Source organism: Planococcus plakortidis, from assembly GCF_001687605.2.
Taxonomy (GTDB): Bacteria; Bacillota; Bacilli; order Bacillales_A; family Planococcaceae; genus Planococcus; species Planococcus plakortidis.
This window is the reverse complement of the sequence record NZ_CP016539.2, coordinates 1361490-1383074: the sequence shown is the minus strand read 5'-3', so window position 1 is coordinate 1383074 and position 21585 is coordinate 1361490. Positions and strand designations below refer to the sequence as shown.

Sequence of the window (21585 nt, the reverse complement as noted above, 5' to 3'; positions counted from 1 at the left end):
GTGGGCATCGAGCCTCCTCATTCGCTACGCTCATTCCGGGGTCTCTCAAACCCACTTTATCTGCAGGAGTCGGCCCCTTCCGCTCCATCTCGAGTTGCAGAATAAAAACAGCCCGCTAAATTGCGGGCTGTCGTGATTACATCACTTTCTTGAATTCTTCCGTGAGCAATGGGATGACGTCGAATAGGTCCCCGACGATTCCGTAGTCTGCCACTTTGAAGATGTTCGCTTCAGGGTCTTTGTTGATCGCCACGATGACCTTGGAATTGGACATCCCGGCCATGTGCTGGATCGCGCCGGAAATTCCTGCTGCGATGTAGAGATCAGGTGTAACGACTTTCCCTGTCTGGCCGATCTGCAAGGAATAATCGCAGTAATCTGCGTCGCACGCGCCGCGTGAAGCTCCGACTGCACCGCCGAGAAGGTCAGCCAATTCCTGCAATGGCTCGAATCCTTCCTTGCTCTTGACGCCGCGCCCGCCTGCGATGATGACTTTCGCTTCGGAAAGGTCGACGCCTTCTGCGGATTTGCGGACCACATTTTTGATGATCGTGCGCAAGTTCGTGATATCGACCGACAAGCTCGATACGTCGCCGGAACGCTCTTCGCGCTCAAGCGGCGCGATGTTGTTCGGGCGCACGGTAACGAAGAGAACGCCGTCTTCTTTCAGTTTCACTTTTTCGAAAGCTTTACCGGAATAGATCGGGCGGATGAAGACAGCGTCATCGCCCTCCCCTTCGATATCCGTCACATCGGAGATCAAGCCCGTTTGCAATTTCGAGGCAATTTTCGGCGACAAGTCCTTGCCGACCGCAGTGTGGCCGAAGACGATCGCTTCCGGCTGCTCCTGGTCGACGACCGCCATGAATGCCTGGCCGTAGCCATCGGATGTATAGGATTTCAAGTGTGGGTGCTCCACTGTGATGACACGGTCTGCGCCGTACGCTACCAATTCGTTGCCGAATTCGCTCACCGCTTCCCCAAGCAGGACAGCGACGATTTCCCCGCCGCCTGAAATTTTCTTGGCTGCGGCAATTGCTTCAAATGATACGTTGCGCAAAGCGCCTTCACGCGTTTCGCCCAATACTAATACTTTTTTCGACATAGTCCGTTAACCCCCTAAGTAGATGTGAAAATAAATGATTGGCGTATATTTATATTACTTTGGCTTCAGAGCGAAGCAGGCTGACCAATTCAGAGACTTGGCTAGGAATTTCGCCTTCCAAAATGCGGCCGGCTTCTTTTTTCGGCGGCAAGTATACTTCGATCGTTTCCGTTTTCGCTTCTACATCGTCTTCGTCGATATCCAGGTCGTCGAGCTCAAGCTCTTCAAGCGGCTTTTTCTTCGCTTTCATGATTCCTGGAAGAGACGGATAGCGCGGCTCGTTCAAGCCTTGCTGGGCAGTTACCAATAGCGGCAATGAAGTTTCGAGCTCTTCTGCATCCCCTTCGATATCACGGACGATTTTCACCGTTTCACCTTCGATTTCAAGGCTTGTGATTGTCGTTACGTAGTTGATGTCAAGCAAATCGGCGACGCGTGGCCCGACCTGGCCGGACCCGCCGTCGATTGCGACGTTCCCTGCAAGGATCAAGTCCGCGTCTTTGTCTTTCAAGTACTCTGCCAGTATGTAAGCTGCCGTAAACTGGTCCATTTCCTCCACATCGTCTTCTGTGTTGATCAAGACTGCTTTATCAGCACCCATGGCAAGAGCTGTGCGCAATTGCTTTTCAGCTTCCTCATCACCGATTGTGACAACCGTCACTTCGCCGCCGTGAGCGTCGCGGACCGTGATGGCCTCTTCGATCGCATACTCGTCATATGGGTTGATGATGAATTCCGCGCCATCTTCCTGGATCTGGCCACCGGAGACAACCAGTTTTTCCTCTGTGTCGAACGTGCGTTTTACCAATACATAAATGTTCATGAACGTAAACCTCCCAAGTATTATTTCCCTTTAAATTGTGCTTCGCGTTTTTCCAGGAAAGCGCCGATGCCTTCCTTTGCATCTTCCGATACGAACACTGTACCGAATGAATCCGCTTCTGCTTTGACGCCTTCATCAAAAGCGCCGCGCTTCGAATACTGAAGCATGTCGATTGCCGCCTTCACGGAAACCGGGCTCTTTTTCGCAATTTTCTTCGCAATTGAAAGCGTTTGCGGAAGAAGGTCTTCTTCGCCGAAGGAACGGTTGGCAAGACCGAGCTGCACCGCTTCTTTGCCTGTGACCGGATCGCTCGTCAAGAGCATTTCAGCGGCTTTTGCCACTCCGACATAGCGCGGCAGGCGCTGTGTCCCTGCAAATCCAGGTATCAAGCCGAGTTGCAGTTCCGGCAATCCCAGTTTAGCATTTTCCGTGACAAAACGCATATGGCAGCTCATCGCAAGCTCCAAGCCGCCCCCGAGTGCGGCGCCGTGGATTGCGGCGATGACCGGCTTATGGAATGTTTCCACACGCTCGAATACGGCTTGGCCGCTTGCTGACAGTTTCGAGAATTCCTCGCCTGAAGTCACTTCCGTGAACTCCTTGATGTCTGCGCCCGCCGAGAAGAAACGCCCTTCCCCGTGCAGGACGATTGCCCGGACATCGGGGTCGTTTTTCACCTCATCCAGAAGTGCATCGACTTCCAAGATCAGCGCGCGAGACAATGCATTTGCCGGCGGCCGGTTGATCGTCGCGATCGCTACCCCATCTTCTTTTTTCCAACTGATAAATTCCACCTGCTCATCCCCTCCCTTTACGCTTGCATGCCTTTCAGCAATAAGCGCTGCACTTTCGGTGCGAGTTCGACCAAATCATACTTGTGATCGTTCATCACCCAGGTAGTAATGGTCTCATCCATTGTACCAAAAACCATCTGCCGGGCTAAACGAATATCCATATTTTGATCAAATTCTCCTGATTCCATGCCGCTGACCAGGATCCGGTCCATCAATTTCAAATACCCCCGCAAGACATTATTGATTTTCATGCGGATATCGTGATTGGACTGGCGAAGTTCCAGCTGCGTCACGATCGCCAGATGCAGATCGCTTGCGAGCAAGCTGAAATGGCTGTTGATCATCATGCCCAGCTTGTCGGCTGCACTTGCATCTTTCGCGATGATCTTTTCCAATTCGCTGACGAACACGCCCATCTTCTCCTGGAAAACGGAAATGAGAATGTCTTCCTTATTCTTGAAATACAAATAAATCGTCCCGTCCGCTACACCGGCTTGCTTGGCAATTTTCGAGACTTGCGCTTGGTGGTAACCATTTTCTGCGATGACGATGACCGCAGCATCGATGATTTGCTTATATTTCGGTTTATCCTTCTTTACCATCCTGTCACCACCCAAAAAAATATGAAAATATGAATGGCGATTCATTCATATTTTCATATTATCGTTTTGTATAAATTGTGTCAAGCTTTTGCCTGAGTTACGAAGGCACCGCTTCGTTGCGTTTGGCGATTTCTTCATCCACCAGCGATCTGCGCAGAATCTTGCCGACTGCCGTTTTCGGAAGTTCTTTACGGAACTCGTAGATACGCGGCACTTTGAAAGCTGCAAGATGTTCGCGGCAATGCTTATCCAATTGCTCTTCTGTAACAGTATACCCTTCTTTGGCCACGATGTATGCCTTTACCGTTTCACCGCGGTACGGGTCCGGGATTCCGGCGACGACACATTCCTGTATCGCTTCGTGTTCATACAGCACTTCCTCGATTTCCCTTGGATAGATATTGAAGCCCCCGGCGATGATCATGTCTTTTTTACGGTCGACGATAAAGAAATGCCCTTCGTCATCCATGTAGCCAAGATCGCCAGTCAATAGCCAGCCATCGACGATCGTAGCTGCCGTTGCATCAGGACGGTTCCAATAGCCCTTCATCACCTGCGGCCCTTTGATGGCGATTTCACCGATCTGGCCGTTCGGTACCGGATCAGTAGTCCCTGGGAGGAAAATTTCGCAATCCGTATCCGGATACGGCATGCCGATCGAGCCTTTTGTCCGTTCACCCCATACGAGATTCGAGTGGGTAACCGGTGAGGTTTCGGTCAGGCCGTAGCCTTCGACGAGCTTGCCGCCCGTGATGCGTTCGAATTTCTCCTGCACTTCCGTCGGCAGCGGCGCTGATCCGCTCAAGCATGCTTCAATCGAAGACAGGTCGTATTTCTGGATATCCGGGTGGTTCAACAAACCGATGTAAAGCGTCGGTGCGCCAGGGAACAGTGTCGGCTTTTGCTTATTGATGGTCTTCAAGGCCTGCTCTGGATCGAATTTCGGCAATAGCACCATCTTATTGCCTTGCATGACGGACAAGATCAGGACAGTCGTCAATCCATATACATGGAATAGGGGGATGATCCCCATGATCGTCTCTTCGCCATGCTTCGATTTATAGAGCCAAGCGTCGCACATCGTCGCATTGGAGATTAAATTGCGGTGTGTCAGCATGACGCCTTTTGGCGAGCCGGTCGTTCCGCCGGTGTATTGCAAAAGCGCTAAATCTTCGTCGAAATCGAATGGTGGCTGTGTGATTTGCGGCGAAGCTGTTTTCATGATTTCCGTGAAGAGGTGATTGATTCCCCGGTGTTCGACTTTCACAGTCATGCCATATTGCTTTTTCTGGATGAACGGGTAGACCAGGTTTTTCGGGAATGATAAATAATCCTTGATACCCGTAACGATAACATTCTCAAGATCCGTTTCTTTGATCACTTTGTTGATCCGCGGGAACAAAATATCAAGTGCGATGATTGCCTTCGCACCGGAATCTTTCATCTGGTAGGCAATTTCCCGCTCCGTATAAAGCGGATTCGTCATGACGACGACACCCCCAGCGTAAAGGATTCCATAGAAGCTGATGACCGCCTGTGGGCAGTTTGGCAACATGATGGATACCCGGTCCCCTTTTTCGATGCCCAGCTTTTGAAGGTAATTCGCCATTTTCATGGCAGATTGATACAACTCTTCATAGCTAATGTCCTTGCCCAGGAAATGGATGGCGGTTTTCTGCGGAAAGTCTTCATAGGCTTTCGTTAAATAATCCTGGACCGGTATGCTCGGATACGTAAGCGTGTGCGGTACTTCCGGCGGGTAATGGGCTAACCACGGTTTTTCGGACATACTTTCTACCTCCCCCTCTGTTATCGGAATCGTGAGAATATTCCTACATTAAGTATAAAGAATTATGATAGCGCTTTCAAACATTATTTTCTATAAAGGAGGAACTCTTCATTTTATATTCAGCCCTAGTACTATTCTATAACACCTCCGTCTTTCCGGCAGGCATAAAAGCGTCCGCCTGGAGCGATTTGATCGCTCTATTTTTCTGTATTCACTTTCCGGTTTAATTTTCGCCTTGTTTTATTCGATTAAAAAAAAAAACGGCACAAAGGCCGTTTTCAAAAGATAAATAGGAAGACGATTCCTACAAGCACGAACAAGATACAAAAAACGATTAAGATTTTGATCAGGTTTTCCATTCGTTCCAACTCCTATGAAATACTTGCCCCGATAACGTACGATAAGCCGACCGAAATGGTCATCGAAATCAAGCCGACCGAACGGTTGTCACGGGCAATTTCTTCGTCCACCTTGAATTTCGGTGTCAGAAACTCAAAGAGGAGATAAGCAAAGATCAAGAGCACGAAACCGAATAGTCCCCAGCCGATCATTTCGAACAGTGTCGTGTGCTGTTCGATCGAGAAGCGGAAAATATTCGTGACACCGAAAATCTTCCCGCCTGTCGCCATTGCCACGGCCAAGTTGCCGCTCTTGATTTCTTCCCAGTTCTTATACTTCGTCACGATTTCAAAAATGACCATCGCCACGATCAAGCACAGCACCACCACACTGAAATAGCCAGCTGTCTCGACGAGCGGGTGGGTCCAAAATCCTTCTTCGAACATCTGCAAGCTCCCCTTCCGCCCTTACTTCAATTCAGCGACCGTTACACCCGAGCCGCCTTCACCCGCTTCGCCAAAACGGTAACTTTTGACGCGCGGATGTTTTTTCAAGTATTGCTGCACGCCTTGGCGAAGCGCGCCCGTCCCTTTTCCGTGGATGATGGAGACTTGATGGTAATTCGCCAGCAAGGCATCGTCCAAATACTTCTCCACGCGCGACAAGGCATCTTCGTACCGCTCCCCGCGAAGGTCCAGCTCCATTTTCGTATAGCCTTCGCGGCCTTTCAAGCTGGTCATCGTGCGTGTTTCCTTTTGCTTTTCGGGCTTCGTATAGCTGAGGTCGGATTCCGGCAGCTTCATTTTCAAGATGCCGACCTGTACGATCCATTCCGTATCTGAAACCTTTTCGACCAATGTCCCTTTTTGGCCATAGGACAGCACTTTCACTTCGTCGTTCGGTTTCAGGGCGACCGGTTCGTTTTTCTTTTTCGCTTTTTTCAAGACGCGGTTTTCCGGCATGGCATCTTCCAGCCGTTTTTTCGCATCGATCAGCTGATGTTCTTTTACGCCTGTCTGCTGGGCAAGTTGCATCTGGCGCAGTTCCTTGATGACGGCGTCTGCTTCCGCCCGTGCCTGGTCGACGATTTTGCGCGCTTTTTCTTTCGCTTTATCTTCGAGTTGTTCCTTGCGGCTTTCATACTCCGCGAGGCGTTTTGCCAATCCTTCTTTCAAGGCCTCAGATTCTTCTAACACGGAACGGGTTTCTTCCGCATCCCGTTCAGCTTCTCGCCGGCTCTTCTCGAGCGAGGCGATCATCGAGTCGACTTCTTTGCGGTCGGTTCCCGTGAAGCTCTTCGCATGGGAAATGATATGTTCCGGCAAGCCGAGACGCTTGGAAATTTCGAATGCGTTGCTGCGCCCCGGCACGCCGATCAGCAACCGGTACGTCGGGCTCAATGTCTCCACGTCGAACTCGACGCTGGCATTGGCGACCCCTTCCCGGTTGTAGCCATACGCTTTCAGTTCCGGATAATGGGTCGTCGCGATGACGCGTGCGCCTCTGCCATGCACCTCGTCCAGCAATGAAATGGCAAGCGCCGCCCCTTCCTGGGGATCGGTGCCGGCTCCGAGCTCATCGAAAATGACGAGTGAATTCTCGTCGAATTTCTCGAGGATGTCGACGATGTTGACCATATGGGACGAGAACGTACTCAAGCTTTGCTCGATTGATTGCTCATCGCCGATATCAGCGAAAACCTGATCGAATACGGCCAGTTCCGATCCTTCGAGTGCCGGCACGGGCAGCCCTGCCTGTGCCATCAAAGTCGACAGGCCGACCGTTTTCAAGGTGACGGTTTTCCCGCCTGTATTTGGGCCGGTGATGACAATTGCGGTGATGTCCCTCCCGAACTCGATATCGTTCGGCACCACTTCGTCCTGCGGGATGAGCGGATGGCGCGCTTTCTTCAAATTGATATAGCCTTCCGTGTTCATTTCGGGAGTCGAACATTTATGGGCTTGCCCGTATTTCGCTTTCGCAAGAATCAAATCCACCTCTGCCAATACGCCGACCAAGGTAAACAATTCATGCGCGACTTCCTGCACTTTGGCAGACAGCATCTGGAGAATGCGGTCGATCTCTTCTTTTTCTTTCAGCTTGAGGCGGCGCACTTCATTATTCGCCTGTACGACAGCATTCGGCTCGATGAACAATGTCTGGCCAGAAGATGATTGATCGTGGACGATGCCGCCATAATGGCTTCTGTATTCCTGCTTGACCGGGATGACAAAGCGGTCATTGCGGATGGTGACTATTGAGTCCGACAGCATTTTCGAGGCATTGCGCCCGCGGATCAGGCTTTCGAGTTTTTCGCGTACGCGGCTTTCCTGCGCACGCAGCGATTGGCGAATGCTGCGAAGTTCCGGGCTTGCGCTGTCGACCACTGCGCCGTTGTCATCGATGCATGCGTTGATGTCATGTTCGAGCTGTGTCAAAATCGGCATGCTTTCTTTTTTCTCCATGAAATGGGGGATGGGGGCATCTTCTTCTGCGTCGAACGCTTCAAGGAAATGCCGTAAAATGCGGCTCGCGCGGATCGTTGACGAGACTTCCATCAATTCTACCGGACTCAAAGAGCCACCAATTTGTGCGCGTTTCGCATGGGGGCGGATATCGGAAATGCCGCCCATGGGCACATTATTCTTGACGCGCAATAATTGCGCTGCTTCGTCCATTTCCTCGAGCAAGCGGTTCACTTCCGCGATGTCAGTGGACGGCAGCAATTCTTTCACTAACCCTTTTCCAAGTGATGAGGTGCAGAATGCCGCCACTTCTTCGCGGATTTTATAGAATTCGAGAGTTCGTAATGCGCGCTCTGCGATCATATAAACTCCTCCTTTATCGTTTCAAGAAATCTCTTAACTTCTCAAGCGGCCATGTATTGACCACATTGTCTTTTTTCAGCCATGCTTTCTGTGCGTGGCGGACGCCTGTTGCCATGACGTCCAATCCTTCGATTGAGTGGGCATCGGTATTGATGGCGACCGGGACGCCTTTTTCCTGTGCCATGACGAGCCATTCGACTGCGAGGTCGAGGCGATATGGGCTCGCGTTCAACTCGACGATTTTGCCGTATTCCTTGGCCCAGTCGAGGATCTGCTCGACATCGGGGTTGTAGCCATCGCGTTTCCCGACGATACGGCCGGTCGGATGCGCGATCATATGGACGTACGGGTTCTTCATCGCCGTCAAGATACGCGCCATGATCTGTTCTTGCGGTTGCTGGAAACTTGAATGGATGCTCGCGATGACAAAATCCAGTTTTGCGAGCACTTCGTCATCAAAATCCAAACTGCCATCCGGCAAGATGTCCATTTCCGTACCGGACAATACTTCGATGCCCTCATGGCGTTTATTCGCTTCGCGTATTTTCCCGTTTTGTTCAATCAAGCGCTCAGGCGTCAAGCCGTTCGCGACTTTCAGGTATTGCGAATGATCGGTGATGACCATGTATTCGTATCCTTCCCCGCGGCACGCGTCAATCATTTCATCGATGGAATGCGCCCCGTCCGACCAGGTCGTGTGCATATGCAAATCACCGCGGATATCATCAACTGTGACAAGGTGTGGCAATTCATCGATGCGGTCGATTTCGCGGCCATCCTCACGTACGGTCGGCGGGATGAACGACAAATCGAAATGGGCAAAGAATGCTTCTTCCGATTCGAACGTCAAGACAGAACCGTCTTCCTGCTCCACCCCGTACTCGCTGATTTTCTCTTTTTTCGCCTTGGCCAGTTGGCGCATCCTTACATTATGGTCTTTCGAGCCGGTGAAATGATGCAGCGCCGTCGCGAATTCTTCAGGTGCGACCAGCCGGAAATCGACATCGATCGGCTCGACCACTTCCACCGCTACAGACACTTTCGTATCTCCTGAAGCGATGGTTTCCTTTACAGGGAGGCCGGCGAGCAGCTGCTCTTTCACTTTCGCCGGTTCATCGGTCGCCACGATGAAATCGAGGTCTTTGCTCGTCTCTTTCGTGCGGCGGAAGCTTCCGGCAACTGAAAATTCCGCGACATCGGAAATCGTCGTCAACAGGTTTTCGATGAAAGCGACGGTTTCTTCCGTTTTCCAGATGGGGTGTCGGCCCGGATCGGTTTCAAAGTTTTCCAGTTCGAGCAGGATTTTCTCCTCTGATTTCTTGCCGAATCCCGGAAGCGCCTGGACGCGCCCGTCGATGCATGCCTGCTTCAAGGATTCCATCGAATCCACGCCGAGTTCTTTGTAAAGCTTGGCGATTTTCTTGCCGCCAAGCCCTTGCAGCTTGAGCATCGGTACAAGCCCTTTCGGCACTTCTTCCTGGAGTTCTTCGAGGACAGACGATTTGCCGTCGTTGAGCAATTCCGTTATGACATCGCCCGTCCCTTTGCCAATGCCTTTCAGCTTCGTGACATCATCAATCTCATCTAAGCTGCGCTGGTCGAGTTCGAGTGCTTGGGCAGCTTTGCGGAAAGCCGATACTTTAAACGGGTTGTCCCCCTTTAATTCCATATATAACGCAATATTTTCCAATGTGCGGATAATGATTTTTTTATTCATGCGAAACAAACCTCCCTAATCGGTTCATAAAAAAACTTCCCTCGTAAGAGAGAAGTTCCTACTACATATAAATATACCACCATTCCTTCACTTTCTCAGAGAAATAAGGCGTGTGCTCCAGGATGGTCCGTGCGATCCCGGAGTTTTCGATCTGATTTTGAATCCCGTCGATCGGCAAGAGCGCAAATACATACAAGCCGATGAACAACAGGATGTGCGCTTCGATGAGCCCGAGGATCCCACCAAAAATCCGGCTCAGGAATCCGAGCACCGGTATGTATTTAATGAAATCGAACATGGAAGCGATCAGCGTCAGCAAAAATTTCACAACAAAGAAAATAAGTGCAAATGCCAAGAGCTGGTAAAAGGTTTCGTCCAGGTTCAATTGTTCGACGGCAATCGCAAAGCGCGATGTTTCGTCGACCGTCGGGTATGGAACCCATAACACAAAGTTTTCTGCTAGCGGTTTATAGTACGTATAGGCGACAATGAGGGCGACGATGAAACCGACCATGTGCAAGAACTGCAGCACAAGCCCTCTCTTGAAGCCGACCAGGATCCCGGCCAGAAGCAATACCAATAAGATTAAATCAAGCATATCCGTCAGCCCTTCAAGTTATTCAATTCAATTTCCATTTGTTCTAGCTGCTCTTTCAGTTTAAGATATTCATGTGTCGCATTTACCGCGGTCAATACGGCTAGTTTCGCCTGGTCAAGCGATGGATTGGCGGCGTTGATCTCCCGCATCTTGCTGTCGACCATGGAAGCGACAAGCCGCATATGGCCGGATGTCTCAGTACCGAGCATCTTGTAGGTATGGCCATATATATCAACGACAGTGCGAATTTTATGCTGCTCCTGCAATGCGCGTTCCCCCTTTGGAATTCTATAGACCATCATAACACGAACACGAGCCGATTGTGAATCATAAGAAAGGGGACTCCCTATGACCAATAGCGTCCTGAAACTGCCTGAAGAAGCCTTGAAACGGTTAATGGACCATTACCGTAATAAGGAAATAAAAACCAAAAATCCCCACGCCCGCTTTGCCGCTAAGCTGCCGGATGCGATGATTACCGTCTACTCATCCGGAAAAGTCATGTTCCAAGGCGCTGGCGCCGAACGCGAATCCGCTAAATGGGGTGCCGCCAACAGCAGCAAGGAAAAAACAGCCAAGACAAAAGGCGATGAGCTTCCTCCTGATTTCGCCAAACGCTCCGTGCTCGGTTCCGATGAAACGGGCACGGGCGATTTTTTCGGCCCGATCACGGTCGCCGCATGTTACGTCCCTGCACAGCAAGTCGAACTCGCCAAAGAGCTTGGCGTCAAGGATTCCAAGCAATTGACGGATGACTATATGCGGAAAATCGCCCCTGACTTAAAAGCGGCATTTCCCCATAGTGTGCTGACCTTGAATAACGAGAAATACAATCAAGTGCAGGCGCAGGGCTGGTCGCAAGGAAAGATCAAGGCCTTGCTCCATAACCAGGCCTTGAAGCATGTGCTGCGGAAAATAGCGCCGGAAAAACCCGAAGCGATCCTGATCGACCAATTCGCAGAGCGCGGCATTTACTATCGACATATCGCCCATGAGGCGGAGATCATCCGCGAGAATGTGCTGTTTTCCACGAAAGCGGAAAATCTCCATGTATCGGTTGCCTGCGCATCGATCATCGCACGGGTCGCTTTCTTAGAGGAAATGGACCGGCTCAGCACGATTGCCGGTGTCACCTTGCCAAAAGGCGCCGGGGCGATCGTTGACGAAGCCGCCGCGAAGATCCTGCTGTCGCGCGGGGAAGTGTTCCTGAAAAACATCACGAAAGCCCATTTTGCCAACACGAAGAAAGCGCAAGTTTTGGCAGCAAAGAAAAAACGCACATAAAAACAGTCTTGGGCTCGCGATGAGCCCAAGACTGTTTTTGGTTTTTAGCGGAGTTCCGCTCCTGATTCCGTGAGCGCTTTGATGATTTTCTCATGCACTGCGTTCACTTCGTCATCGGTCAATGTTTTCTCCGGATCGAAATACTTTAGCGAGAATGCCAAGGATTTCTTGCCTTGTTCCATCCGGTCACCTTCGTATAAATCGAAGACGCGGACATCTTTCAAAAGCTTGCCGCCCGCTTTGCGGATGACACCTTCAATCGTCTGTGCTTCCACGATATTCGACAGGACCAGAGCTACGTCGCGTGAAATCGTCGGATAACGGGACACTTGTGTATAGACAAGCGCTTCCGTTTCGCGCGTCAGCAAAGTCGCCAAGTTCAATTCCACGGCAATCGTTTCTTTCAAATCACGCTTTTTCTGCTCGGACGGGTGCAATGCGCCGATGACGCCGATGCGCTTGCCATCAAGCAGGATAAAAGCGGTTCTGCCTGGATGCAAGCCGTCCATTTCGCCGCGTTCAAACGTTAATTCAAGGCCCAGCTTTCCAGCCAACCCTTCCACGATGCCTTTTGCCACGAAAAAGTCGACGGCTTTCTTTTCGCCTTGCCAACTGTGATCGACCCACAACCCGGTCATGACGATCGCCAAATGTTCTTGCTCGTCAAGCAGTTCCTCCTGCCCTTTCAAGAACACCGACCCCGTTTCATACAAAGCAGCCGAATCGATGCGGCGTGCCGTATTGTACGAAAGCGATTCGAGCAAATGAGGCAACAGGCTTTGGCGCAAAATGCTGCGCTCTTCGCTCATCGGCATCAAAAGCCGCGTCGTTTCCGTCGGCTCCAGCGCAAATTGCGTCGCTGCCGCTTCCGAAGTCAAGGAATAAGTCGTTGCTTGAAGTAGCCCAGCACCTTCAAGGAAGTGGCGCGCGATGCGGCGTTTCGCCTGGTAAGGGCTCAATCCGCCCGGTGTGGCATCGGTGCGCGGCAAAGTTGCCGGAATCTCGTCGTAGCCGTAAAGGCGTGCGATTTCTTCCACGACGTCTTCTTCGATCTGGATGTCTTGACGGCGCGTAGGCACTTCGATGATCAATTGGTTGTTCACCGCTTCCGTCTTGAACTTCAGGCGGCTGAGGATGTCGAGCATGTCCTCGAGGCGGATCTTCATGCCAAGGCGGCTATTGATGAAATCCGGTGAAACTTTGACGATGCGCTCTTGCTTATCGAGCTGGTCGAAGATGAGCGATCCAGCCAGCACTTCACCATCAGCCAGTTCAGCCAATAATTGTGCGGCACGTTCCGCGGCCGGGATAACGCGGTTCGGGTCGACGCCTTTTTCGTAGCGTGAACTCGCATCGCTTCTCAGGTTATGGTCTTTCGATGTACGGCGGATCGAATCGGAAGCAAAATAAGCGGACTCGATGACGACCGTTGTCGTTTCGTCGCTCACTTCTGAATTCGCGCCGCCCATGACTCCTGCCAGCGCGACAGGATCCGTGCCATTGGTGATGACCAATTGATGAGCAGACAATGTGCGCTCTGTGTCATCGAGCGTCGTGATCTTTTCGCCCTCTTTGGCCTGGCGCACGGTGATGTTACCGGAACCAAGGGAATCATAGTCGAACGCATGGAGCGGCTGGCCGTATTCCATCAAAATATAGTTCGTCACGTCAACGACATTATTATGCGGGCGCACACCCGCTGCCATCAAGCGCTGCTGCAGCCATAGCGGGGATTCCTTCACTTCGACGTTGCGCACGACTTTCGCGACATAGAGAGGGTTCGCATCTGGCGCATCCACTTCAAGCGACAGCATGCTTTCCGCGCGCTCTGCCGCTTCGGCATAGCTGATTTCCGGTAAGCTAACGTCTTCTTCCAAAATCGCGCCGACTTCATATGCGACACCGAGCATGCTCATCGCATCCGCACGGTTCGGCGTGAGGCCAAGTTCCAAGACCGTATCGTCCAAGTCCAGATACGGCAGCACATCTGTGCCAGGCTCCGCTTTTTCAGGCAAGACATAAATGCCTTCCGCATAGCTTTTTGGCACCAATTTCGTTTCGATGCCAAGCTCCTGCAATGAGCAGATCATGCCGTTTGACACTTCCCCGCGCAGCTTCGCTTTTTTGATCTTCATGCCACCCGGAAGTTTCGCGCCAGGACGTGCCACGATGACCGACTGGCCCCGCGCGATGTTCGGTGCACCGCAGATGATCTGGTCGATTTCCCCGCCGCCGACGTCCACTTGGCAGATCGACAGTTTATCGGCTTCCGGATGCTTCACGCAATCCGTCACATAACCGACGACCAAATTCGCTAATCCTTCCGAACGGTCGATTACCGCGTCGACTTCGATACCTGCGCGCGTGATTTTCTCCCCGAGTTCCGCAGGGGGCAAATCTTGTGTATTTACGTATTCTTTCAACCATTTTGTCGATACTAACATGAATGTTCCTCCTTAAAGTTCCGTCCGTTGAAATTGCGTCAAGAAACGCACGTCGTTCGTGTAGAAATGGCGGATGTCCTCGATGCCGTATTTCAGCATCGCAATGCGCTCCGGCCCCATGCCGAATGCGAATCCTGTCAGGCGCTTCGAATCATAGCCGGCCATTTCCAGAACGTTCGGATGCACCATGCCGGCGCCGAGAATTTCGATCCAGCCGGTCTTTTTGCAGACATTGCAGCCGTCGCCGCCGCATTTAAAACAAGAGATGTCCATTTCAACAGAAGGCTCCGTGAACGGGAAGAAGCTTGGGCGCAAGCGTATTTCACGGTCTTCGCCGAACATCTTCTTGGCGAAGACGGACAAGGTCCCTTTCAAATCGCTCATGCGGATATCCTCGCCGACTACGAGCCCTTCGATTTGCGTGAATTGATGCGAATGCGTCGCGTCATCGTTATCGCGGCGATACACTTTGCCCGGGCAGATGATCTTGATCGGCTCTCCGCCTTTCGCTTCCATCGTGCGTGCCTGCACCGGTGAAGTGTGTGTGCGCAGCAAAATGTCTTCCGTTATATAGAAGGAATCCTGCATATCGCGTGCCGGATGGCCTTTTGGCAAATTGAGCGCTTCGAAATTATAATAATCCTTTTCGACTTCCGGGCCTTCCGCGATCTCGTAACCCATCGACAGGAACAGGTCTTCAATCTCCTCGACGACGCGCGTCAATGGATGCGGGTTGCCCGTTTTCGCTGGACGCCCTGGCAAGGAAATATCGATCGTTTCGCTTTGAAGCTTTTCATTGATTGCTTGTTCTTCCAACAGTGTCATGCGCGCATCGAGTGATTCTGTCACTTCCGCACGCACTTCATTTGCGAGCGCACCCATTTTCGGTCGTTCTTCTGCCGGCAATTTCCCCATGCCTTTCAAGACATCGGTGATCGGCCCTTTTTTCCCTAAATATGCGACGCGCACGTCCGTCAATTCCTTGACTGTTTGCGCTGCCTGGATTTTCTCCAAGGCTTCATTTTTCAATTCCTGCAATCTTGCTTCCATTTTCTCTCCTCCTTGAACATAAAAAAGCCCCGCCCCCAAAAAGGGACGAGGCATTGATTCGCGGTACCACCCTAGTTATCGCACGCATGCGATCACTTCATTGAATAACGGCTCATCACCGGCCAGACTTTACGGCACGCGGCCGGTCCCCGTCTAGCAGCTCGCGGGGTGAACTTCCGGAGTTCCTGCATATCCGCGCTTTCAGTCGAGGGCGGACTTCCTTGGATGCAGGGAACTACGTACTTTTCCCGGTCAACGCTTGTTTATTTCTCTTCTATTATAATGAACTTCCGCCGGTTAATCAAACACCAGTTTTGGGAACGAGGCTATACAATAGAATTCCAGTTGCTACGGCTACGTTCAATGATTCTGCCGGGCCGTAAAGCGGCACCATGAGGTTCTGGTCGGTCTGCTCGAGCAGTTGCGGCTCGACGCCGCTTCCTTCGTTGCCGACGATGAGCGCAAACCGCTCTTTCGACTCCGCCTCATACATTGGCACCGATTGGTATAGCGCCGTGCCATAAACCGGGACGTCTCGGCTCTTCAAGCGTTCGACCCAGTCGAATAAATCGCCTTTGACGATCGGTACCTGGAAATGGGCGCCTTGCGCCGAGCGCACCGTTTTCGGATTATAGGCATCTGCTGAACCTTTGCCGAGAACGACTGCGTCGATTCCGGCAGCTGCCGCGGTGCGGATCATCGTGCCGACATTGCCCGGGTCCTGTACCGCGTCGATCAACAGCAGCGTCTGCCATTGTGCCTGAATAGATTCATCGTACTCTGGCTGTGCGCAATGCGCGAAAATGCCTTGCGTATGTTCGGTTTCCGCAATTTCTTTGGCAATCTGTGCCGTCACCACATAAAGCGTGAGGCCTTCGATGTCCCAAGCATCCGGAATATCCGTACCTTCGCGGACGATCAAGCCTTTGATGCCGTCTTTCTCATTCAACGCCTCTTCCGTCAAATGAAAGCCTTCGATGAGAAATTCCCCGAATTTATCGCGCTCTTTACGGGTTGTGCTCAGTTTCTTCCAATGTTTGACGAGCGAGTTCTGCAATGATTCAATTCGTTTCATAATGCGTTCACCACTTTTTCAAAGAATAGCTTCAGTATAGCATAGGCCCGATTTACGCAGTGAAGAAATCAAAGCCGAGCGCTGTCAAAATGCCGAACGCGAGCGTCCAGGCCCCGATGCTGATGACCATCCAGACGGTCGTATTGCGTTTTGTCGCACCCAAAGTCATGCCGATGAACGCCGCGATATGCGTGCCGATCAAGATTGGCCCTAAAAGCGAGAGCCCCGGTAGCCCGTATTTATTCCAGATGCGCACCGCGCGTTCATTTTTCTTCGACGGCTCTTTGCCTTTCGCTTCCCGGCGCTTATCGTACCAGATGCGGAATTTATCGAAGCCGACAATGAGCAGCAACACCGTCAGCATATTGCCAACGAATGCGGTGATCATGACCCACGCCGGCGACAAGCCCCATACGATGCCGAGCGGGATGACGAGCGCGATTTCAAACCACGGAATCGCCGCCCCGAGGAATATTAATGCGTATTCATAAATCATTCAGCCGCCCCCTTGAGATGCCTGCGCATCTCCACATAGTAAATCAAGTTCTGGCCGAATGCGACCGCGAGGATCCCCCAGACGATCAACAGTTTTGGAATCGGCGCCAGCATGACGATGAGCGCCAAAAACGGCAGTGACCACGTGATGAATGTATAGACTTTCTGCACGGCCTTTCTCGTGATGAAGGTCATTCCTTCATCTTGTTCCATATACTCAGGGGGGCGGATCGAGAACGCCGGTATTTTTCTTTCTGGATTTTTTCGGTTGTACGACTGCAGAGCGATCAAATAGATCGTGATCAAAACTAAATACGCGATCAGTGCTATGAATAGCAAGAACCCTTCCACCGCTTGCGCTTCGATGCTCAAACTCGAATCAGTCTTCGAGACATTGACAAAACTTGAAGTGAACCCGACCGCCATCACCGCCAATATTAAGATAAATGCCATATTCCAAAGCGGGTATGTCATGCGAAAATCCTGTTTCATCTTTACTCCTCCTCCAGCCAAAATAATTCGCCTACTTCCACCTGCAAGACTTTAGCGAGCTTCAAAGACAATGTAATCGACGGTGAAAATTCGCCTTTCTCGATGAACGCGATCGTCTGCCGCGTCACATCCACTTGCTTGCCCAAGTCGCTTTGCGTGTACCCATAGCGCGCCCGCAGCTCTTTCACCCGGTTTCTCAGCATCCGCTTCACCCTTTTTTCAAATATGTTATGTTTACATTACATAATGTACATTAAACTTAACATTTTATCAAGTAAAGCTAATCTAGAAGCAATTATTTAATTGCGGAGTTTCGATATGTTTGCGGATTATAGATGATTATTTGCCGAATGTATGAGGTTATTTGTGAAATCCCTTAAGTTATTTGCGGAAAACTATTCTTTTTTTGCAGAATACCTCAAGTTATTTGCAAAACCGCAAAAAAAGCTTTCCGCATTTCGCGAAAAGCTAGTCTTTTTTCTTTAAATAGTATGTCCGGTTGCGCAAAGCACCAGCAGTCCCTAAATCATATACGGCCAACAAACGGGAAGTTATATAAGGCGATTCGATCTTGCAAAATTTCCGGAGTTGCCTATTGCTTAGATGTGTATGAACCAGGGAAAAATATTCCTGGACTGCATGTTGAAAAGCGAGCGGATCCACCGCTTGGCAGTCGGCACAAACCCATCCTTTCTTATGCTTTCGCATCACGTTAAGGTTTTTACAGTTTTTGCACAAGATGCCCGTAAGCAGTTCGGTTTCTGCTATTGAATATAAATGGCACAACGGTTTCCTCTCATAAGGGGCCTGGGATCGTTCGAGGAGTTTCTGAATTTCCGATAAATCGTGAGGGTTGCTTTTTAGGGGGAATTCCTGAAGGATGTTGAATAAATAATCGACCAATTGATACGTTTTGCAGATGTGATGGTGGACTGGCTTCGCCAGAAATTCACAGTGTTTGGATGTAAATACGACAATTCCCGAAATGGGCAAATCGATTTTCTGCTGTTTGAAAAACAAGGTCAAGAAACGAATATGCTTGTTCAACTGAATCGTCGGATCTTCCATTATCGTTTTTACACCTTCTATATTGGTTCTTGAAAATTCGCCGGTTTTATCATCAAAATAAAGTTGGCCGCTAATATTTTTCGATTCAATGACAATCGCACCGCGCTCCGTCAATAACAACCCATCCATTTGGACTTTCCACTGCCCTCTCGACAAGCATACATTTTTCAAAAATCGGTACTGCTCCTCCATCTCGAATTCAACCAGCTTCCGGTGCAGTCTCTTTTCCCCTCTTTTTCCGGCAGCTGCTTTAAAAGCTTCAACTTGGATAAATTCCCGGCGTGAATGATTGTCAGGCAATCGATATAACAACCGCTCCAATGACTCCATTTCAGTTAATAACGCTATTTCTTTTTTGCCCATTGAACACCTCCTAGTATGATAATTGAAGTATAGCATCCCGCAAAGTCTCTTTCACCACCAATTGACACTTATGGACTTTTCCAATCATTTTGTTTGCGGGATGGTTACCGTTCTTTGCAAAACCCCATGATTTATTTGCGGTATTCCTCTGGTTGATTGCGAGCCGGCTTAGTTTATTTGCGAAATATAAACCTTATTTTGCCGATTCGTCTTCGGCTTCCGCCCAACAAAAAGCCCCTCCACAAAAGTTGGAGGGGTTTTCATTATTCAATCAAATGTAATGCGTGTGACAGTGTCTTTATCCAATTTCTTGATCACTTCTACAATCAATTTCACCGCGTTTTCGTAATCGTCGCGGTGCAAAATGCCTGCGTGCGAGTGGATGTAGCGTGTCGCTACACCAATTGATAAGGCCGGCACGCCGTTTGCCGTCAAGTGGATCGAGCCGGCATCTGTTCCGCCGCCCGCGATCGTTTCGAACTGGTACGGGATTCCTGACGCTTCCGCTGTATCGACTACCAACTCACGCAAGCCGCGGTGAGAGACCATTGAAGCGTCGAACAACAGGATTTGCGGGCCATCGCCCATTTTGCTGTTGGATTCTTTTGATGTGACGCCAGGAGTGTCTCCCGCAATCCCTACATCCACTGCAAAACCGATATCCGGCTGGATGTATGAAGTTGCCGTTTTCGCACCGCGCAAGCCGACTTCTTCCTGGACCGTCCCCACGCCATACACGACGTTCGGGTGGTCGACGCCTTTCAAGCCTTTCAAGACATCGATGGCGATAGCACAGCCGATGCGGTTGTCCCAAGCTTTTGCCATCAACAGTTTGTCGTTGTTCATGACCGTGAACTCGAAATAAGGAGTGACCATATCGCCTGGGGTGACGCCCCATTCTTTTGCTTCTTCACGTGAAGAGGCGCCGATATCGATGAACATATCCTTGATTTCCACCGGTTTTTTTCGTGCTTCCGGAGACAGGATATGCGGCGGTTTGGATCCGATGACTCCTGTGATTTCTTCCCCGCTGCGTGTCGTGATCGTCACGCGCTGGGCTAGCATGACCTGGTTCCACCAGCCGCCGACCGTTTGGAATTTCAGGAATCCTTTGTCGTCGATCTGGGAAATCATGAAACCGACTTCATCCAAGTGCCCGGCGACCATGATTTTCGGTCCGTCTGCAAGCCCTTCTTTTTTGGCGATCAAGCTGCCGAGGTTATCCGTTTCGATCGTGTCAGCAAACGGCTCTATGTATTTCTTCATGACCTCGCGTGATTGGCGTTCGTTGCCGGGAATGCCATTCGCATCTGTTAGCTCTTTCAACATTTGTTGTGTTTCATCTAGTTTCGACATTATTTCGACCTCCTAAATAGTCATTGCTTTTTTAGTATATATGAAAGCGCTACCCTTATCAAAAGATTCATTCAATATCCTTGCTGCTGGCGTTTGTAATTGGTCTCATTCTTTTCCACATATGCCGTCAGCACGTCCCCATAGCTGAAGCCGAGCGCTTTTGCCAATGCACCGAATACCCGCCACAAGTTCCGGTATTGTTCCAGAGTCGCTTGCTGAGCGAAGCGCCCGACTTCTTGGTGGGCAGCGAGGAACAGTTCTGTCAAATCTTGTTCAGCGGACGGTTCGGGCCATTGCTCCAGTGAATCAAAGCCCTTCTCTATGCCAAGCGACAGGATGAAATGAATGCAATCGACATACTCTTCCAATAAAGTCTCTTTGCCCGACGGTCCTTTCGTGCTCCAGAACTTGAAGCATCTCGTTTCATTCGCGAGCTCTGATAATTCGACTTGGAGAGCCAATACTTTCTTGCGGAACACGGATTCCTCGACGTTCCGGTTCGACTGGATATAGCGGTCGAGCTCCCGCTGCATGTGAAATAATTCCTGGAGGTTCATAGGCTTTCCCCTTTTCGATAAAATAATGAAACTTTCAGGTTCCTGTTACGTATTATACACAAGACTATCTCGATAAGGGGGCAATCCGATGGCATTTTTGATCCGCTTGATCATCATCGCCTTGATCATTTACCTGTTTTACCGTCTCCTGAAATTCATTTTCGATCCGAAGCGCAAGCTCGATGCCGCGCTTGAATCCGGCACTTATTATTTTCATGACGACGTGGGGAACGTCCGCAGGAATTTTTTCATTGCCATGCGCGGCGTCCTGTTTGAAGGCGAGAAGTATCTGGGGACGACGAAAGAAGCTTTTGATGTCGTGTCCATTTTCGTGTGGACCGAGACGCCTGATAAGCTGATCGGTTTCACAAAAGAGGATTTTCATTTTCTGGAGAAGGAAATCCGCATGAATTACCCCGACGCAGACATCTCCTGGAAAAGCCCAATTGAACAATTGATGAAAAAAGAGGGAGAAGCCTGAGCTTCCCCCTCTTTTCTTATGCCGTTGCGAACCATATGAGCAAGCCGGCCTGAACAACTGCCAAAGCAAAAAATCCGATGCGGAAATTCGTGTGCTTTGTTTTGTGTCTGAACAGCATCATCCCCGAATAGGCCCCGATGCCGCCGCCGATTGCTGCGACGAGCCATAGGCGTTTTTCAGGAATGCGCGGGCCGCGGGCTTGAGCCTGACGCTTATCTGCCCACATCATGATAAAGGCAAAACTCGACATAGCGGCTAAATACGCTGCCAAAATGACCATGGTCTTCCCTCCCGGACGGTTTCAATAAAAAAAGGCCGGCAATCA

Annotated in this window: 22 protein-coding genes and 1 other annotated feature; of the genes, 2 read left to right on the top strand and 20 right to left on the bottom strand. The window is 50.6% G+C overall.

Annotated features, from left to right (window positions below; translation table 11 throughout):
• Positions 1-136 precede the first annotated feature (136 nt).
• The 10 genes from BBI15_RS07035 to zapA form a co-directional block, all read right to left on the bottom strand.
• Positions 137-1105: an electron transfer flavoprotein subunit alpha/FixB family protein gene (locus BBI15_RS07035; RefSeq protein ID WP_068868914.1), complete on the bottom strand. Its 969-nt coding sequence runs from the start codon at positions 1103-1105 to the stop codon at positions 137-139.
• A 49-nt stretch (positions 1106-1154) separates the two neighbouring features.
• Positions 1155-1928, bottom strand: a complete 774-nt coding sequence (locus BBI15_RS07030) for an electron transfer flavoprotein subunit beta/FixA family protein (protein ID WP_068868913.1) — start codon at positions 1926-1928, stop codon at positions 1155-1157.
• A gap of 20 nt (positions 1929-1948) precedes the next feature.
• Complete coding sequence (locus BBI15_RS07025; RefSeq protein WP_068868912.1) at positions 1949-2722, bottom strand: enoyl-CoA hydratase; 774 nt, start codon at positions 2720-2722, stop codon at positions 1949-1951.
• 17 nt (positions 2723-2739) lie between these two features.
• Positions 2740-3324 carry a fatty acid metabolism transcriptional regulator FadR gene (locus BBI15_RS07020; RefSeq protein WP_068868911.1) on the bottom strand — a complete coding sequence of 195 codons (585 nt, stop codon included), beginning with the start codon at positions 3322-3324 and terminating at the stop codon, positions 2740-2742.
• A gap of 97 nt (positions 3325-3421) precedes the next feature.
• Positions 3422-5113 carry an AMP-binding protein gene (locus BBI15_RS07015; RefSeq protein WP_068868910.1) on the bottom strand — a complete coding sequence of 564 codons (1692 nt, stop codon included), beginning with the start codon at positions 5111-5113 and terminating at the stop codon, positions 3422-3424.
• 371 nt (positions 5114-5484) lie between these two features.
• Positions 5485-5898: a DUF350 domain-containing protein gene (locus BBI15_RS07010; protein WP_068868909.1), complete on the bottom strand. Its 414-nt coding sequence runs from the start codon at positions 5896-5898 to the stop codon at positions 5485-5487.
• A gap of 21 nt (positions 5899-5919) precedes the next feature.
• The gene (locus BBI15_RS07005; RefSeq protein ID WP_068868908.1) at positions 5920-8280 is read right to left on the bottom strand and encodes an endonuclease MutS2; all 2361 of its coding nucleotides are present in this window, start codon (positions 8278-8280) and stop codon (positions 5920-5922) included.
• Between the two features lie 13 nt (positions 8281-8293).
• Positions 8294-9997, bottom strand: a complete 1704-nt coding sequence (polX, locus tag BBI15_RS07000) for a DNA polymerase/3'-5' exonuclease PolX (protein ID WP_068868907.1) — start codon at positions 9995-9997, stop codon at positions 8294-8296.
• A 61-nt stretch (positions 9998-10058) separates the two neighbouring features.
• Positions 10059-10595 carry a CvpA family protein gene (locus tag BBI15_RS06995; protein WP_068868906.1) on the bottom strand — a complete coding sequence of 179 codons (537 nt, stop codon included), beginning with the start codon at positions 10593-10595 and terminating at the stop codon, positions 10059-10061.
• 5 nt (positions 10596-10600) lie between these two features.
• Positions 10601-10861: a cell division protein ZapA gene (gene zapA, locus BBI15_RS06990; protein ID WP_058381052.1), complete on the bottom strand. Its 261-nt coding sequence runs from the start codon at positions 10859-10861 to the stop codon at positions 10601-10603.
• Positions 10862-10943: 82 nt separating this feature from the next.
• Between zapA and rnhC the strand changes: the two genes are divergently transcribed.
• Positions 10944-11879 carry a ribonuclease HIII gene (rnhC, locus tag BBI15_RS06985; RefSeq protein ID WP_068868905.1) on the top strand — a complete coding sequence of 312 codons (936 nt, stop codon included), beginning with the start codon at positions 10944-10946 and terminating at the stop codon, positions 11877-11879.
• 44 nt (positions 11880-11923) lie between these two features.
• On the opposite strand, the gene pheT is transcribed toward rnhC, so the two are convergent.
• From pheT to BBI15_RS06940, 9 genes are all read right to left on the bottom strand, one after another.
• Entirely contained in the window at positions 11924-14323 is a 2400-nt protein-coding gene (gene pheT, locus BBI15_RS06980) for a phenylalanine--tRNA ligase subunit beta (protein ID WP_068868904.1), read from the bottom strand.
• Positions 14324-14335: 12 nt separating this feature from the next.
• A complete protein-coding gene (gene pheS / locus BBI15_RS06975; protein ID WP_068868903.1) occupies positions 14336-15373 on the bottom strand; it encodes a phenylalanine--tRNA ligase subunit alpha in 1038 nt (345 codons plus the stop codon).
• Between the two features lie 38 nt (positions 15374-15411).
• Positions 15412-15638 (bottom strand) — a binding site (T-box leader).
• Positions 15639-15674: 36 nt separating this feature from the next.
• Positions 15675-16448, bottom strand: coding sequence for a TrmH family RNA methyltransferase (locus BBI15_RS06970; protein ID WP_068868902.1), 774 nt, complete (start codon positions 16446-16448; stop codon positions 15675-15677).
• Positions 16449-16500: 52 nt separating this feature from the next.
• Positions 16501-16944 (bottom strand): small multi-drug export protein, encoded by a 444-nt coding sequence (locus BBI15_RS06965; RefSeq protein ID WP_068868901.1) that lies wholly within the window; start codon positions 16942-16944, stop codon positions 16501-16503.
• Entirely contained in the window at positions 16941-17435 is a 495-nt protein-coding gene (locus tag BBI15_RS06960) for a hypothetical protein (protein ID WP_068868900.1), read from the bottom strand. Before BBI15_RS06960 ends, BBI15_RS06965 begins: the two co-directional genes overlap by 4 nt.
• 2 nt (positions 17436-17437) lie before the next feature.
• Complete coding sequence (locus BBI15_RS06955) at positions 17438-17638, bottom strand: helix-turn-helix transcriptional regulator (protein WP_068868899.1); 201 nt, start codon at positions 17636-17638, stop codon at positions 17438-17440.
• A gap of 265 nt (positions 17639-17903) precedes the next feature.
• Complete coding sequence (locus BBI15_RS06950; protein ID WP_068868898.1) at positions 17904-18866, bottom strand: nuclease-related domain-containing protein; 963 nt, start codon at positions 18864-18866, stop codon at positions 17904-17906.
• 267 nt (positions 18867-19133) lie between these two features.
• On the bottom strand, positions 19134-20222 hold the full coding sequence (locus BBI15_RS06945; RefSeq protein ID WP_068868897.1) for a M42 family metallopeptidase: 1089 nt from the start codon (positions 20220-20222) through the stop codon (positions 19134-19136).
• A gap of 71 nt (positions 20223-20293) precedes the next feature.
• Positions 20294-20779: a dUTP diphosphatase gene (locus BBI15_RS06940; protein WP_068868896.1), complete on the bottom strand. Its 486-nt coding sequence runs from the start codon at positions 20777-20779 to the stop codon at positions 20294-20296.
• An 88-nt stretch (positions 20780-20867) separates the two neighbouring features.
• Between BBI15_RS06940 and BBI15_RS06935 the strand changes: the two genes are divergently transcribed.
• Positions 20868-21260, top strand: coding sequence for a sigma-w pathway protein ysdB (locus BBI15_RS06935; protein ID WP_068868895.1), 393 nt, complete (start codon positions 20868-20870; stop codon positions 21258-21260).
• A 16-nt stretch (positions 21261-21276) separates the two neighbouring features.
• On the opposite strand, the gene BBI15_RS06930 is transcribed toward BBI15_RS06935, so the two are convergent.
• Positions 21277-21540: a DUF1294 domain-containing protein gene (locus BBI15_RS06930; protein WP_068868894.1), complete on the bottom strand. Its 264-nt coding sequence runs from the start codon at positions 21538-21540 to the stop codon at positions 21277-21279.
• Between the last annotated feature and the right edge of the window lie 45 nt (positions 21541-21585).